At 37.7% G+C, this 13,865-nt stretch carries 15 protein-coding genes; 10 read left to right on the forward strand and 5 right to left on the reverse strand.

The window, feature by feature from the left end; genetic code table 11:
* Positions 1-91: 91 nt before the first annotated feature.
* The 8 genes from ACY2A0_RS02095 to ACY2A0_RS02130 all read left to right on the forward strand — a co-directional run bounded on the left by ACY2A0_RS02095 (position 92) and on the right by ACY2A0_RS02130 (position 6,331).
* On the forward strand, positions 92-526 hold the full coding sequence (locus tag ACY2A0_RS02095; protein WP_113639015.1) for a cytochrome c maturation protein CcmE domain-containing protein: 435 nt from the start codon (positions 92-94) through the stop codon (positions 524-526).
* Positions 526-2,991, forward strand: a complete 2,466-nt coding sequence (locus tag ACY2A0_RS02100; RefSeq protein WP_461787955.1) for a heme lyase CcmF/NrfE family subunit — start codon at positions 526-528, stop codon at positions 2,989-2,991. The genes ACY2A0_RS02095 and ACY2A0_RS02100 overlap by 1 nt, the downstream gene beginning before the upstream one ends.
* Positions 2,991-3,758, forward strand: coding sequence for a Rossmann-like and DUF2520 domain-containing protein (locus ACY2A0_RS02105; RefSeq protein ID WP_461787956.1), 768 nt, complete (start codon positions 2,991-2,993; stop codon positions 3,756-3,758). Before ACY2A0_RS02100 ends, ACY2A0_RS02105 begins: the two co-directional genes overlap by 1 nt.
* A gap of 41 nt (positions 3,759-3,799) precedes the next feature.
* Entirely contained in the window at positions 3,800-4,132 is a 333-nt protein-coding gene (locus ACY2A0_RS02110; RefSeq protein ID WP_113639018.1) for a 2Fe-2S iron-sulfur cluster-binding protein, read from the forward strand.
* A 117-nt stretch (positions 4,133-4,249) separates the two neighbouring features.
* The gene (iscX, locus tag ACY2A0_RS02115; RefSeq protein ID WP_113639019.1) at positions 4,250-4,492 is read left to right on the forward strand and encodes a Fe-S cluster assembly protein IscX; all 243 of its coding nucleotides are present in this window, start codon (positions 4,250-4,252) and stop codon (positions 4,490-4,492) included.
* Positions 4,493-4,568: 76 nt separating this feature from the next.
* The gene (locus ACY2A0_RS02120) at positions 4,569-5,093 is read left to right on the forward strand and encodes a KdsC family phosphatase (RefSeq protein ID WP_461787957.1); all 525 of its coding nucleotides are present in this window, start codon (positions 4,569-4,571) and stop codon (positions 5,091-5,093) included.
* A gap of 183 nt (positions 5,094-5,276) precedes the next feature.
* Positions 5,277-5,684 (forward strand): hypothetical protein, encoded by a 408-nt coding sequence (locus ACY2A0_RS02125; protein ID WP_461787958.1) that lies wholly within the window; start codon positions 5,277-5,279, stop codon positions 5,682-5,684.
* Between the two features lie 77 nt (positions 5,685-5,761).
* Positions 5,762-6,331 (forward strand): Maf family nucleotide pyrophosphatase, encoded by a 570-nt coding sequence (locus ACY2A0_RS02130; RefSeq protein WP_461787959.1) that lies wholly within the window; start codon positions 5,762-5,764, stop codon positions 6,329-6,331.
* On the opposite strand, the gene ACY2A0_RS02135 is transcribed toward ACY2A0_RS02130, so the two are convergent.
* From ACY2A0_RS02135 to ACY2A0_RS02150, 4 genes are all read right to left on the reverse strand, one after another.
* Complete coding sequence (locus ACY2A0_RS02135; protein WP_461787960.1) at positions 6,324-6,728, reverse strand: hypothetical protein; 405 nt, start codon at positions 6,726-6,728, stop codon at positions 6,324-6,326. The two genes, ACY2A0_RS02130 and ACY2A0_RS02135, sit on opposite strands and share 8 nt — an antisense overlap.
* Before the next feature lie 16 nt (positions 6,729-6,744).
* Positions 6,745-8,592: a response regulator gene (locus tag ACY2A0_RS02140; RefSeq protein WP_461787961.1), complete on the reverse strand. Its 1,848-nt coding sequence runs from the start codon at positions 8,590-8,592 to the stop codon at positions 6,745-6,747.
* Positions 8,593-8,622: 30 nt separating this feature from the next.
* The gene (gene gldC, locus ACY2A0_RS02145) at positions 8,623-8,958 is read right to left on the reverse strand and encodes a gliding motility protein GldC (RefSeq protein ID WP_461787962.1); all 336 of its coding nucleotides are present in this window, start codon (positions 8,956-8,958) and stop codon (positions 8,623-8,625) included.
* A gap of 305 nt (positions 8,959-9,263) precedes the next feature.
* Positions 9,264-10,577 carry a DEAD/DEAH box helicase gene (locus tag ACY2A0_RS02150; RefSeq protein WP_461787963.1) on the reverse strand — a complete coding sequence of 438 codons (1,314 nt, stop codon included), beginning with the start codon at positions 10,575-10,577 and terminating at the stop codon, positions 9,264-9,266.
* A gap of 131 nt (positions 10,578-10,708) precedes the next feature.
* Between ACY2A0_RS02150 and ACY2A0_RS02155 the strand changes: the two genes are divergently transcribed.
* Positions 10,709-12,043 (forward strand): dihydroorotase, encoded by a 1,335-nt coding sequence (locus ACY2A0_RS02155; protein ID WP_461787964.1) that lies wholly within the window; start codon positions 10,709-10,711, stop codon positions 12,041-12,043.
* A gap of 34 nt (positions 12,044-12,077) precedes the next feature.
* Positions 12,078-13,136 carry a DUF3810 domain-containing protein gene (locus tag ACY2A0_RS02160; protein ID WP_461787965.1) on the forward strand — a complete coding sequence of 353 codons (1,059 nt, stop codon included), beginning with the start codon at positions 12,078-12,080 and terminating at the stop codon, positions 13,134-13,136.
* Positions 13,137-13,154: 18 nt separating this feature from the next.
* On the opposite strand, the gene ACY2A0_RS02165 is transcribed toward ACY2A0_RS02160, so the two are convergent.
* Entirely contained in the window at positions 13,155-13,736 is a 582-nt protein-coding gene (locus ACY2A0_RS02165; protein ID WP_461787966.1) for a MiaE family protein, read from the reverse strand.
* Between the last annotated feature and the right edge of the window lie 129 nt (positions 13,737-13,865).

Below are 13,865 nucleotides of genomic sequence, written 5' to 3' on the forward strand. Positions count from 1 at the left end.
GTTTATCAACTAATTGTAAAGATGCACAATAGGCAATCCGCTAGCAGCTTAGTTTTTCTATCTTTGTTAGCTGTATTTTAAATCAATCCAGATGAAAAAAAGTGCTATTGTAGGTCTAATTACCATTGCCATTTGCATTGGTTTTTTGGTGAGCTTAAATGCTGAAACCGATTCTTATTCCAACTTTAAAGAAGCCGCAAAATCAGAGCGTGAAGAACACGTGATGGGCTACTGGGAGAAAGAAAAAGGCATGTATTACGATGCTTTAAAAGATCCTAACCATTTTGCATTTTATATGAAAGATGAAAATGGCGCCATCAACAAAGTTGTACTTAACGGTTCAAAGCCTCAGGATTTTGAGCGTTCTGAAAAATTAGTACTGATTGGGAAAATGCAGAACGATACTTTCTACGCCTCCAAAATATTAATGAAATGCCCTTCTAAATACAACGACAATATGGTTGAAGTGAACAAGGATGGCAGTGTGAAAGAGCCTACTAAAAACGTAAAAGAATCAAAATCTTAATGGATATACAGTTTATTGGAGAGAACCTCCTTCCGGGCAAAATTGGCCAATTTTTCATCGTACTTTCGTTTGCCGCTTCATTACTTGCTACCATTGCCTATTTCTTTGCTACGCAAAACAAAAACATTGAAGATAAATCTTGGTCTAAAATTGGACGGGTAGGCTTTTGGTTAAATGGTATCAGCATTATTGGAATTGGCGTTACGTTGTTTTATCTGATATTGAACCATTATAACGAGTATCATTACGTTTACTCCCACTCTTCTAAAGAACTTCCAGTTTATTATATCGTATCTGCCTTTTGGCAAGGTCAAGAAGGTAGTTTTTGGCTATGGTCTTTTTGGCAAACATTGCTTGGTGTCATCTTAATCTGGAAAGCGAAATCTTGGGAAAATGGCGTAATGACCATCGTTGCATTATCTCAAACCTTCTTAGCCTCTATGCTTTTAGGGGTAGATATTTTGGGGATTAGAGTAGGTTCATCTCCATTTATTTTATTAAGAGACGCTGTAAATTTAAAGGAAATGGCGCCAGCCGTCTTCGCCGATCCTGAAAACTATAAAAACTACCTGACCTTCATTACTGACGGCCGCGGTTTAAATCCATTACTGCAAAACTACTGGATGGTAATTCACCCTCCTACCCTGTTTTTAGGTTTCGCCAGTATGATTGTACCTTTTGCTTATGGCATTGCAGCATTGTGGCAAAGACGTTATAAAGATTGGGTTAAACCAGTACTACCTTGGGTTTCCTTTGCGGTGATGATTTTAGGAACTGGTATTATCATGGGTTCATTTTGGGCCTACGAAGCACTTAATTTTGGTGGTTTTTGGGCTTGGGATCCGGTGGAAAATGCCTCAATCATTCCTTGGCTAACCTTGATTGGCGGTCTACACGTAATTATCGCTTATAAAAACACTGGCCATGCTTACTTCACTGCAATGGCACTTACATTGGTGAGTTTCATTTTAGTATTGTATGCTTCTTTCTTAACTAGAAGTGGAATTTTAGGAGAAACTTCTGTACACTCCTTTACCGATTTAGGAATGTTCGGACAGTTGATTTCCTATATCGTGGTGTTCTTATTTCTTGCAGTGTTTTTTATTGTATGGAGATGGAAAGAACTTCCAATTACGCACAAAGATGAAGAAACCTACTCTCGTGAGTTTTGGATGTTCATCGGTGCCTTAGTAGTGACCGTTTCTTGTATTCACATCATTTTTGCCACCTCTGGACCAGTTTTCAATAAAATTTTCGGTACTAACAATGTTCCTAAAGATTTAAAATACTACAACCAGTGGCAAGCACCATTTGCGGTACTAATCACTTTGATTTCGGGTTTTTCACAATTTTTAAAGTACAAAAGAACCGATCCACGCAAATTCTACAGCAGCTTAATATCTTCTGTGGTTTTCGCACTGGTAATTACAGGAGCTTTCGTTTGGATCAGCGGTATCTATACCAACTTAATGTACATCATTTTAACCTTCAGCTGTATTTTTGCAGTGTTGGCAAATGCAAGGTTACTTACTGGTGCATTCACTAAAAAAGGCAGTAAGCTTGCCGGGTCGGCCATTGCACACATCGGCTTTGCCCTTTTATTGGTTGGCGCATTGGTTTCGGCTGCAACAAGTAATCCCATCTCTATCAATGAAACTAATTTCATTCCGGTTAAAGATTTCGAAAAAGCTGCTAAACCTGGTGAAAATATCATGCTGTACAAAAATGAGCCTAAGCAAATGGGCAAGTACACCGTGACTTATATCAGCGATACCACCATTCAGCCAAATACTTATTACAGACTTAATTTTAAAGTGATAGATCAGGCTAGTGGTAAAATAAAAGAAGATTTTACCGTAAATCCTAGCATTCAGGAAAACGACAGAATGGGTTTAATTGCTTCTCCTGACACTAAACATTACCTATTAAAAGACATCTATACTCACATTACTAGCGCCGCTCAAAAGAAAGAAGAACATGCAGAGCACGACGGACATACAGAGGATGAAAATTACAAGGCTCCTCGTATTGTGAAAGTTGCCGCAGGCGATACACTTCATGTGAGTAGCGGAATTTTGACTGTTAAAAATTTGAACAACAAACCTGTTGTTAAAGATTTAAAAGTTGAGAAAGAAGATTTAGCGGTTAGCTTACCTATCGAAATTAATGTGAGTGGCAAAGTATATAACTTGGAGCCTTTATTCTTAATCAAAGGAAACAACACATTTGATTTTGCCCGTAAAAACGATGAGCTAGGCATTAGACTTAGATTCACGAAAATTATTCCAGAAGAGAACAAATTTGAACTTCAAATTTTTGAGAAACCGCAGCAAGCTAAAGATTGGGTGGTGTTCAAATCAATTGAATTTCCGTTCATCAACTTATATTGGATGGGTACAATTGTGATGGTAGTTGGCTTCTTAATTTCGATTTTTAGAAGGAAAAGAGAAATAAAGCTAGATTAATGGACATTAAGGTTTCGATCATTGGTTCAGGCAACGTTGCAACTCATTTAAGCAAGGCGCTTAAAAATTCAGGGGCTACATTGCTACACATTTGGTCGCAAAACTTTAAAAATGCCCAAACTTTGGCAGAAACTGTCAGCGCAACTGCAGCTACTACTATCAATCAAATTGCTGATGACGGAAGTGATCTGGTTATTATCGCTGTTAAAGACGATGCTATTACGGAAGTGGCTTCGGCCTTAGTTAACCGTAGAGGTTTAGTGGTACATACTTCAGGTGCGGCAAGCTTAGCCGATTTGAGTAAACTGCAAAACTATGGGGTATTTTATCCCTTGCAAACTTTCTCTAAGCATAAAGAGCTTGATTTTAACGAAGTACCAATTTGTTTAGAGGCGAATAGTGAGACTAATTTGCAAATGCTAAAAAACATTGCGGTTACATTGAGCCAAAAGGTTTACGAAGTAGCTACTGATCAAAGGAGAATATTGCATCTATCAGCAGTTTTTGCTTGTAATTTCCCAAACTACTTATACAGTGTAGCACAGCAATTATTAGCGCAGCATCAGCTTAGTTTTGACATGATTAGGCCACTGATTGCAGAAACAGCACATAAAGTGCAGACCGCCTTACCTACCGAGGTGCAAACCGGCCCCGCAGTACGTAACGACGAGCAGACCATGGCGAAGCATGAAAAATTACTACAAGAAAACCCTAATTGGGTAAATATATATCAACTATTAAGCGAGCAGATTAAAAAGAGTAAATAATACTGTTTTTTAATTTTTGGCTGCTTACTTTTGCATTAATTATGAGTATTTTCAAACTAAAAATAAATTTCGAAGAAGAAGGAAAAACACCTGTTGAATTGCCAATTGCAGCTGGTGAAGATGTACTGGACGTGGTTTTAGATAACGGAATAAAGTTGCAACACAACTGCGGAGGTGTATGCGGATGCAGCACATGCCATATCTATGTAACCAAGGGAATGGATAACATCCAGGAAATTTCAGAAAAAGAAGAAGACTTTGTGGATCGTGCGGTTAGACCAAAAATTACATCGCGATTAGCCTGCCAATGTGTGGTTTTAGATGGAGATATTGAAATTACAATCCCAGATCAGTCTGGATTTTTAGGACACTAAGCCAATTACGATTTTAGATTTACGAATTAGGATTTTTTTGGCAGTTTCCAAAATCAGTTAGCCGTTAAACTATTACACAGTTAACCTATTTAAACATTCAAACTTTACAACATTAACATGAACAACGATAAATTTGCACTCCCTATTCACTGGAACGATTACGAAGATATTGCGCTTGAACTTTATGAAAAATTCGGTGATGAATTTGACGAGGCTAAAATCTACAGAATCAGATTCACCGAATTACTTGAATGGGTTTTAACACTTCCAAATTTCGCTGGAACCAGGGAAGAATGTAATGAAGGTCATTTGGAGCAAATCCAATCTGCTTGGGTTTACGAGTGGAGAGATAATCAATAATTATTAGGAAATGGCATTTAGTGTACAGTTATATTAAAGTAACTGGAATCAACTAATTAGCCTTTGAATATTTTTTATGCTTCAAGACCTTAAAAATATCACCACCTTTATTTTTGATGTAGACGGTGTGCTTACCAATGGCTCAGTAATAGCCACCGAAAGTGGCGAATTACTTCGATCTTTCAATATTAAGGATGGATACGCACTTCAATTAGCGGCAAAAAAAGGTTATCATATTTGTATCATTTCTGGAGGCAAGGGTGTGGCCATGAATAAACGTTTTGAAGGTTTAGGCGTCGCTGATGTTTTCCTAGGTGTTAGCAATAAAATCGAGGTTTTCAATAATTACATCCATCAAAAAGGGATCTCACCTAGTCAGGTATTGTATATGGGCGATGATATTCCAGATCTGGAAGTGATGAAATTAGTTGGAATTGCAACCTGCCCTGGCGATGCTGTTGATGAAATTAAGGCCGCGGCTCGCTACATCTCCCCTAAAAATGGCGGTGAAGCTGCTGCCAGAGATGTGATTGAAAAGGTGCTTAAAGTACGTGGCGACTGGAACGGGAACATTCCCTCAGCTGCTGAAGCAAGTAAGTAGACAACATGAAGGCGTATACCGTTGTATTCGCAACTGACTACCAATAGAGCACCATATTCAATATTTAATTATGCTTTCATCAACTCCAAATTCCATTAACATTATTTAACATTTTATATTTCTCAGCGGATTAAACCTAATCAAAGTTTTACTATCCAAAAAGAAACGTAAAACGATATAAACATGAAAAAATTAATGATGATTTGCGGGCTATTATTTGGTATGGTGGCTTTCGCTCAAGCACAAGATGGTGGCCGTCCCATGGGTGGACCAGGTGGAAGAATGGCCATGGATCCTGAAGCAAGAGTAAAACTATTGGACGAAAAACTAAAATTGAGCGCCGATCAAAAAACTAAATTAACAGCTATTTTTACTGAACAAGCAGAAGCGCAGAAAAAAGCTCGTGAAGAGGCTCAAGGCGGCGGCGATAGAAAGGCAATGATGGAGAAAATGCAAAAAATGAGAGCTGATTTAGAAACCAAAATCGCATCTGTTTTAACTGACGATCAGAAAAAAACTTATACAGCTATGCTTGAAGAGCAAAAAGCTGAAATGCAAAAAAGAATGGGTGAGCGCAGAGGTGGCAACTAGTTACACCTAGTAAAATTTTATAGTAGCAAAAGCGGCAAATTAGCCGCTTTTGCTATTTTTGTACAAATTTGCAACAAATGTTAAAGCTTAGCCTTCCAATTATTCTCGCTTCAAAATCCCCACGCCGGCACGAACTATTAAAGTTAATGGGACTTGACTTTTCGGTTGAGCTGAAAGATGTTGATGAAAGCTTCCCTACCGAATTAAGTCCAGCGGAAATTGCAGTTTATATAGCAGAAAAAAAAGCTTGGGCATTTGAGGGAAATCCAGATGCCATAGTGATTACCGCAGATACCATTGTAGCCATTAATGGTGAAATACTAGGAAAACCCGCCGACCATGCGGAGGCCAAAAGCATGTTGAGTAAACTTTCGGGCAGCACACATGATGTTTTCACAGGGGTAAGCATAAACTACAACGGAAAAATCAGTTCATTTTATGACCGTACAGCAGTTTCTTGCAGAACCATCAATGAGGAAGAAATCGAATACTATATCAACAACTTCCAACCATTTGACAAAGCTGGAAGTTATGGCATACAAGATTGGTTTGGACTTACTGTTGTCGAAAAACTAACGGGTTCTTACACCAATGTAATGGGATTACCTACTGAAAAACTATATCAGCACCTGCTGAAGATTAGTTAGCTACGCTTGGTTTCTTAACGCTAAACAACAATAGGGTACTACCTATCAACAAAATAATCCAACCCCACTCAAAATGGATGGCCTTGCCCAATAAGTTATCGGCTATTTTAAAATTGAAATAGTGTGTTGACTTGAAATATACCGCTGCCGCCATCAAAATTATCCAGCCAAACATCACTCTAGTAAGTATTTTATATGCTCGCAGTTGTCTGACAAAAAAACTCAATGCCATTAAAGCTACTAAAGCATAAGTAATTAAAAATAGCCTAACGTCCGTTTTATATAACGTCCAACTTACCAACTTAAAAATAATCTGAACCTGAAGTATTGGACAAAAAGCGGCAATCAGCAACAAAAACAGCCCAATTAAAGCCATTGGTTTATTTACAACTAGCATAGTAAAATTTAAACCACTAACTTAAGTAAATTGATTGAGCTTTACTATGATGAACTACAATTTTAGGCGCCCATTTTTTTATCACCTCTTCTATTTCTGCTGGTTTAAAGGGTTTTGCGATGAAATCCTGCATTCCTGCTTCTAGGCATTTATCTCTTCCATCACCCAAGGCGTTAGCGGTAAGCGCAATAACTACTGGATACTCGTATACTCGATAATGCTTTCTTATCTCGGTAGTAGCCACAGTCCCATCCATTATTGGCATTTGCATATCCATAAATATCAAGTCAAAATCTTCTTGTTTTACAATATCTAACGCCAATTGGCCATTAGAAGCTTTTTTACAAGAATAGCCTAACTTACTCAATGTTTTAGTGATAAGCATTAAGTTAACTTCATTGTCATCAACCGCTAAAATTCTTAATGGAAATGTATCTGACAGATCTTTGTCTAACACTCGATGCTCTTTCTGTGGCACCGTTTGCTTCACATTTTTTGTTTGCTGTATCTCCTTAGTAACGATATAGAAAGTAAACACAGAGCCCTTTCCTACTTCGCTATTTACTTTCACCTTACCCGACATCATTGAGATGAGGTTGTACGCGATATTTAAACCAAGCCCCGTACCTCCATATTTACGGACGCTGGTGTGATCAACCTGCACAAATGGCTTAAATAGCAGCTTAATCCTCTCTTCTGCAATCCCGATGCCAGTATCTTTTATGCTAAAACCTAAACGAATGTTTCCATTTTCTTCTTTATCTATCGTTTTGCATTCTAAATTTATACTTCCACTGCTGGTAAATTTCTTTGCATTACTTAAAAAGTTAAACAAGATTTGCTTCAGGCGGAAAGCATCTGTATAAATGAATTGCGGTACGCTTTCGTCAACTACGAAGTTTATTTTAAGCTGATCAGTAGAATTTGGCATTAAGCCAAACAACTCCTCAATTAAATTCCTTATATCAACCGCAGCATGATTTAACTGAATTTTTCCGGCTTCTATCTTGGAGAAATCTAACACATCATTTACAATACGCAACAACGATTCTGCACTGTGATGTATCGTTTTGGCATAGTCTTTTTGCTCATCTGTTAAAGCACCTTGTAGCAATAAGTTCGACATTCCAAGTACCCCATTCATTGGCGTACGGATTTCATGGCTAATCATTGCTAAATATTCTGATTTAGCATTGTTAGCTAACTGCGCAGCCAACTTTGCATTGTAAATCTCTTTCTCATGCGCTATTTGTTTCTGCAGCGACTTGCGAGATCTATAATAAATCAAACTATTCATGATCATTATTAACATCCCTATGCCAATGACCAAGTAAGCTAATTGTTGATGTAATTTAGCATTTTGTTGGCCTTTTACGTGTAAATCTTCAGCATCGGCTTTGATAAACTTATAGAGCAAACTTTGCGTAGCAATCAATTCTGCGAAGTTAGGAGGAACCGCAGATACCACCCCTGTTTCCAGTATCAAATTTAGCTGCTTGTGATAGAAGGCTTCTTCTACCTCTAAACTGTTTACTAGCGCTTTCCCCTCACTCTTGTAATTCTCGGCGTCCTCTAAATACTTTGGTAAGAAAGACTTGTTTTTAGCAAGTGAATTCAAATAAGACTTAAGGCTATCAATCTTGGTGTGATCGGAATTAGCTATTTGTAAATAAGCGTGACTACATTGTTCGAGGTTTTTGCTAAGCGTTATTAGAGAAGCCAAACGTTGTTCTTTTTGACTCAAATAGTTAGCATTATCGTTGTTAGTGACAAGTAAATAGACTCCCGAACCAATTAGTATTAAAGTGAGCAACAGCTTTATAGCAAAGTTTGCAAGTAATTGTTTTAAAGCAGGTGAGCCCATTTATTTATCAATAGCTTAAGTTAGTTCAATTTAGCTCTGGTTATCAATGCCCATTTTTTCTGCGAAATGAGCGCAGTAATCTCGCAGATCTTCCACAATATTTTTTTCACCTGTGGCCCTTAAAAAGGAATCGCCCATGGTTTGCAATGTTTCATAAAAAAAACGCTTCATTTCATCCACTGGCATATCCTTAGTCCATAAATCAATTCGCATTGAATTTTTATAGTTATGGTCCCAAAGTGCTAAAATCATTGCTTTCGCAGCCACTTTATCTGTATTTTGCGAATCTGTTGATTCCCAAAGCAAATTTTCAGTTACATTATTTTCATCTAGCTCAACTGTAATCTTGATCTCAGCTTTTTTCATTCTATTTATGGTTATTTATATTTTATCCGAACACACTTATTTTCAAGACCAAAATGAATAACACAGTTAGCAAAATGAGCATTAACTGTGTCATCCAAAGTCTTGCCAAACTTGGAATAAATTTCCTAAAAATTTGATCGCAGAGTAACGAAACAAAAAAAACGAGTGTAAATAAAGCAATCAATGGGTTTTTAAACTCATGATTGTTAGCCCCTAAAAGCCACTCCTTTTTTGTGATTAAACCACCTACGGCCATGATACTTAACGCCGAAATAATATTTAGAGGTGTAAGTTTTAATTTCAATTTATCTGCGTTTTTTGTTTTTAGCGGAGTAATTTTTTTTGTTATTTTTTTTTGTAGAAGAGCTATACTGCTTCTTCTTTTCATGAAAGGCGCCTTTGAAGTCGGGATTTTCTTTCCGCTTTTGGGCATCAATTTCCCTTGCCATGGTCTGACGCTCGTCAAAAGGCGTTTCTTCTATAAAAACAGACTGTGGAATTTCTTCCTCATGTATTTTTTGCCTAATTAATTTCTCAATTTTACCGATATAGTAACGCTCAGCTTCATTATAAAAAGTGATTGCTGTTCCTTCACTAAAAGCTCTTCCAGTACGGCCAATTCGATGTACATAGTCTTCGGTAACAATAGGTACATCAAAATTAATTACGTGGCTTACTTCACTCACATCTATTCCCCTAGAGGCTACATCTGTAGCAACTAAAACCCTTACATTACCTTCCTTAAAACTATTGATGGAATTGATACGCGTATTTTGTCCTTTGTTGGCGTGAATTACCCGCACTGCATCTTCACCGAACCTGCGAGCAACAAAGTTATTAATGTTATCTGCTACTGTTTTCGTCTTGCAAAAAATAATCAATCTTGTAAACTCTTCATCTTTATTGAGCAGGTGAGCCAGTAAGTTAATCTTCGTTTTGAAGTTGGGCACAGCATACATCTTTTGCGCTACAGTTTGCGCTGGCGTTGCTTGTGCAGCCACTTCAATGGTAAGCGGATTTTTAAGGAAATCGCCAGCGATTTTTTGCACTAATTCACTCATAGTTGCTGAAAAAAGCAAATTTTGACGCTTTCGAGGCACTACTTCCAATATTCGATGTATGGAACCAATAAATCCCATGTCCATCATTTTATCTGCTTCATCGAGTACTAAAAATTGTAAGCTCCTCGTATTGATATCGCCAGTGAGGTACAAATCTAAAAAGCGCCCAGGGGTAGCTACCAAAACATCCAACCCTTTGGCAATTTGTTCTTTTTGCGTTTTAGGACCAATTCCTCCAAAAATTACTACGGTACGCAAATCCGTATAGGTTGAAAATAAGCGTACTTGCTCCTCAATTTGCAGTGCAAGCTCGCGAGTTGGCACTAAAATCAATGCCCTAGGATGTTCGCCTTGCGCATATTTGAGCTTCATCAGCATTGGGAGTACGTAGGCAGCTGTTTTACCCGTACCAGTTTGGGCAATGCCAAATAAGTCTTGTCCAGAAAGTACTGGTCCGATTGCTTTTTCCTGTATAGGCGTGGCTTCGGTAAAACCGGCCTCCTCCACAGCATTAAGTATTTGTCTGTTAAGCTTGAACTCGTCGAATTTTTTTGGCATAGCTGCGAATTTACGATTTTAGATTTACCAAATGACAACAAGAAATTTTAATGACTGAATTGTGAATTGAAAAGGACTAAATCTTCTGTATTTAACCAATACATATCCAACAATAATTTTAACTTTGAAGTATGAGTACGATCCTTATTAAAGCTGCTAACATTGTAAATGAAGGCCAAATTTTTAATTCCGATTTATTAATTAAAGATGGTCGCATTGAAAAAATCGCACCTCAAATTGATGCGGTTGCAGATTTAGAAATTAATGCCGAAGGACTTCATTTATTACCTGGCATGATTGATGACCAAGTTCATTTTCGTGAACCTGGATTAACGCATAAAGCAGATATTTTTACCGAAAGTATGGCTGCTGTGGCGGGAGGCATTACGTCATTTATGGAAATGCCTAATACAGTACCAAACACCTTGACACAAGATTTACTTGCCGATAAATACGCTATTGCTAAGCATACCTCATTAGCAAATTACTCATTTTATATGGGTGCCAGCAATGATAATATAGAAGAAGTACTTAAAACTGACGCCAAAAATGTTTGCGGAATAAAGGTATTCATGGGTTCATCAACTGGAAATATGTTGGTAGACAATGAAAAAACCCTAGAGCATATTTTTAGCAAGGCTCCTATTTTGGTTGCCACACATTGCGAAGACGAAGCAACAATCAGACACAATCTAGCGGTTTACAAAGAAAAATATGGAGAGGATATCACCATCGACATGCACCCCTTGATTAGAAGCGTGGAGGCATGCTACAAATCATCGTCATTAGCGGTAGAGCTAGCAAAACGCTATCAAACTCGGCTACATATTCTGCATATCTCAACCGCAAAAGAAGTAGCACTATTTGATAACACTTTACCCCTTGCTGAAAAACGAATAACGGCCGAAGCCTGTATTCATCACCTTTGGTTTAATGATAAAGATTATGCTACCAAAGGTAATTTCATTAAATGGAATCCAGCGGTTAAAACAGCCGTAGACCAAGCAGGGGTTTTACAAGGTTTATTAGACGACCGAATTGATGTGATTGCTACTGATCACGCTCCGCACACCATCGAAGAAAAGAACCAAAGCTACCTACAAGCGCCATCCGGTGGCCCACTGGTGCAACATGCACTACCAGCACTTTTAGAAATGCACTTGCAGGGAAAAATCTCATTAGAGAAAATAGCTGAAAAAGCTGCCCACAACGTAGCTGTTTGCTTTAATTTGAGCGAACGTGGTTTTATAAGAGAAGGCTACTGGGCAGATTTAGCACTAGTAGATTTGAATGATGCTTTTAAAGTAACGAAACTTAATACCTTGTATAAATGTGGTTGGTCGCCATTTGAGGGAGATACCTTCAATGCAAGCATTACCCACACTTTTGTATCGGGAAATTTGGCTTACCAAAAAGGTAAGTTCATGACTAGCGAAACGGGCCAACGTTTAACTTTTGATCGATAGCAAACCATCAGATTAACTCAAAATAAAGAAATTGATGTTACAGAAAAAGACAAAACTACTGGTTGTATTGTTAGTAGTTAGCGTTGCAATTTTTAGCTTTGGTTTTTTCCCAAATGCGGTTGAAACCTATTACAGCAACCAATTTTATCCTGTCGTTTCTACCATTCTTCGAGGAATATCGTCTTTTTTACCATTTGCTGTTGGTGATTTTCTGTACCTAATTTTAATACTTGTTGCGATAAAAAGTATCGTGTTTTTTTCAAGCAAACAGAGAAAAATTAAAGCCGACTATGCCAATTTTGTGTTAAAGTGTGTCAATTTCCTTTTATTGATTTACATTTCGTTTAAGCTTTTGTGGGGTTTGAATTATTCGAGACCGAGAATTAATGAACAGTTGCAAATTAGCAACGAACCTTATCAAAAAGAACAGCTAATTAATTTGAGCACCTTTTTTATTAAAAAACTCAGCACATTAAACAAATCAATAGACACCAGTCAATTCGAATACGATCCGGAGGAACTTGCAGGTATTGCTACCGATACTTATAATAGATTGGCGGAACAACAACCCTTTTTTACTTATAAATATCCTTCAGTTAAACCTGTAAACAACTCGTGGTTAGTCAGCAAAATGGGAATTGAAGGCTACTACAATCCATTATCTGGCGAGGCCAATATCAACCAAAAGTTGCCAGTTTTTGTGATTCCGTTTGTAACCTGCCATGAAATTGCACACCAACTCGGTGTAGCCAAAGAAGACGAAGCGAACTTAGTAGGCTATATTGTGGCTGCTAACACCGATAATACCGAATTTAAGTTCTCTGCTTATTACAATATGCTAAGGTATGTACTGGTAGAAATCAGATTGAAATATCCAGAAGACTACAACAACATTGTAGCGAAAATCCCAGCTTCGTTAATGGAAAAATTCAACACAGAAAAGGAGTTTTGGGCAAAATACAATGGTGCAATGTCAGTTTATATGAGCAAAACTTTTGATCAAATCTTAAAGCTTAATAATCAGCACAAAGGAATTAAGAGCTATCAGGATATTGTGCTATGGTTAGTAAACTATCACAAAAAAGATCTTTAAGGTAAGATTTGAAACCAATTAACCGTGTATGGCTTCTCTATTGCCGTAGCTTTTGATCAAATTACCTTCAAACTCCAACCACTCTTTCCAACGCTTATCCACATCTACATCAATGGTGTATTTACGGGCGAAATTGAGAAATGTAGTGTAATGTGTGGCTTCGGAAACCATCAGCTCGTGATAAAACTTGGCCAATTCTTTATCTTGAATATTTTGAGAAAGCACCCTAAATCTTTCGCAGCTTCTCGCTTCTATCATTGCCGCAAACAATAACCTATCGATAAAAGCTTGATTTCTACTTCCGTCCTTTTTACTGAATTTAACTAACTGCCCCACATAGTCGTCCTTGCGCTCCCTGCCCAAAGTGTAGCCACGTTCTTTAATGATATTAATCACCATTTGAAAATGTTGCAATTCTTCCAACGCAATAGCGGTAAGCTCATCCACTAAATCCTGATGCTCCGAATTTTGGGTGATCAACGTAATGGCATTGCTAGCTGCCTTTTGTTCGCACCAAGCATGGTCAGTTAAAATTTCCTCTAAATTGGTTTCGGCAATATTGGCCCAACGTGGGTCGGTAAGTAATTTTAATCCTAGCATGGCCGCAAAATTAAGAATTTATGGTTGAAAGGATTGAAAAATTATAAAGTTGAAATTGGCATGGAATATATTTTGCTGCGTAAACGCAAGTATTTTAACAATTACTGTGAAGCTAAATTGTTTTGCTGC

It is taken from the genome of Pedobacter sp., assembly GCF_965249885.1.
Lineage (GTDB): Bacteria > Bacteroidota > Bacteroidia > Sphingobacteriales > Sphingobacteriaceae > Pedobacter.

What these genes read in the sequence shown, in the direction of transcription:
- ACY2A0_RS02135 (WP_461787960.1), bottom strand. Translation starts at nt 6,728, where the DNA reads ATGCTAGTTGTAAATAAACCAATGGCTTTAATTGGGCTGTTTTTGTTG.
- ACY2A0_RS02125 (WP_461787958.1), top strand. Translation starts at nt 5,277, where the DNA reads ATGAAAAAATTAATGATGATTTGCGGGCTATTATTTGGTATGGTGGCT.
- ACY2A0_RS02130 (WP_461787959.1), top strand. Translation starts at nt 5,762, where the DNA reads ATGTTAAAGCTTAGCCTTCCAATTATTCTCGCTTCAAAATCCCCACGC.
- ACY2A0_RS02160 (WP_461787965.1), top strand. Translation starts at nt 12,078, where the DNA reads ATGTTACAGAAAAAGACAAAACTACTGGTTGTATTGTTAGTAGTTAGC.
- ACY2A0_RS02100 (WP_461787955.1), top strand. Translation starts at nt 526, where the DNA reads ATGGATATACAGTTTATTGGAGAGAACCTCCTTCCGGGCAAAATTGGC.
- ACY2A0_RS02140 (WP_461787961.1), bottom strand. Translation starts at nt 8,592, where the DNA reads ATGGGCTCACCTGCTTTAAAACAATTACTTGCAAACTTTGCTATAAAG.
- ACY2A0_RS02110 (WP_113639018.1), top strand. Translation starts at nt 3,800, where the DNA reads ATGAGTATTTTCAAACTAAAAATAAATTTCGAAGAAGAAGGAAAAACA.
- iscX (WP_113639019.1), top strand. Translation starts at nt 4,250, where the DNA reads ATGAACAACGATAAATTTGCACTCCCTATTCACTGGAACGATTACGAA.
- ACY2A0_RS02120 (WP_461787957.1), top strand. Translation starts at nt 4,569, where the DNA reads ATGCTTCAAGACCTTAAAAATATCACCACCTTTATTTTTGATGTAGAC.
- gldC (WP_461787962.1), bottom strand. Translation starts at nt 8,958, where the DNA reads ATGAAAAAAGCTGAGATCAAGATTACAGTTGAGCTAGATGAAAATAAT.
- ACY2A0_RS02095 (WP_113639015.1), top strand. Translation starts at nt 92, where the DNA reads ATGAAAAAAAGTGCTATTGTAGGTCTAATTACCATTGCCATTTGCATT.
- ACY2A0_RS02165 (WP_461787966.1), bottom strand. Translation starts at nt 13,736, where the DNA reads ATGCTAGGATTAAAATTACTTACCGACCCACGTTGGGCCAATATTGCC.
- ACY2A0_RS02155 (WP_461787964.1), top strand. Translation starts at nt 10,709, where the DNA reads ATGAGTACGATCCTTATTAAAGCTGCTAACATTGTAAATGAAGGCCAA.
- ACY2A0_RS02150 (WP_461787963.1), bottom strand. Translation starts at nt 10,577, where the DNA reads ATGCCAAAAAAATTCGACGAGTTCAAGCTTAACAGACAAATACTTAAT.
- ACY2A0_RS02105 (WP_461787956.1), top strand. Translation starts at nt 2,991, where the DNA reads ATGGACATTAAGGTTTCGATCATTGGTTCAGGCAACGTTGCAACTCAT.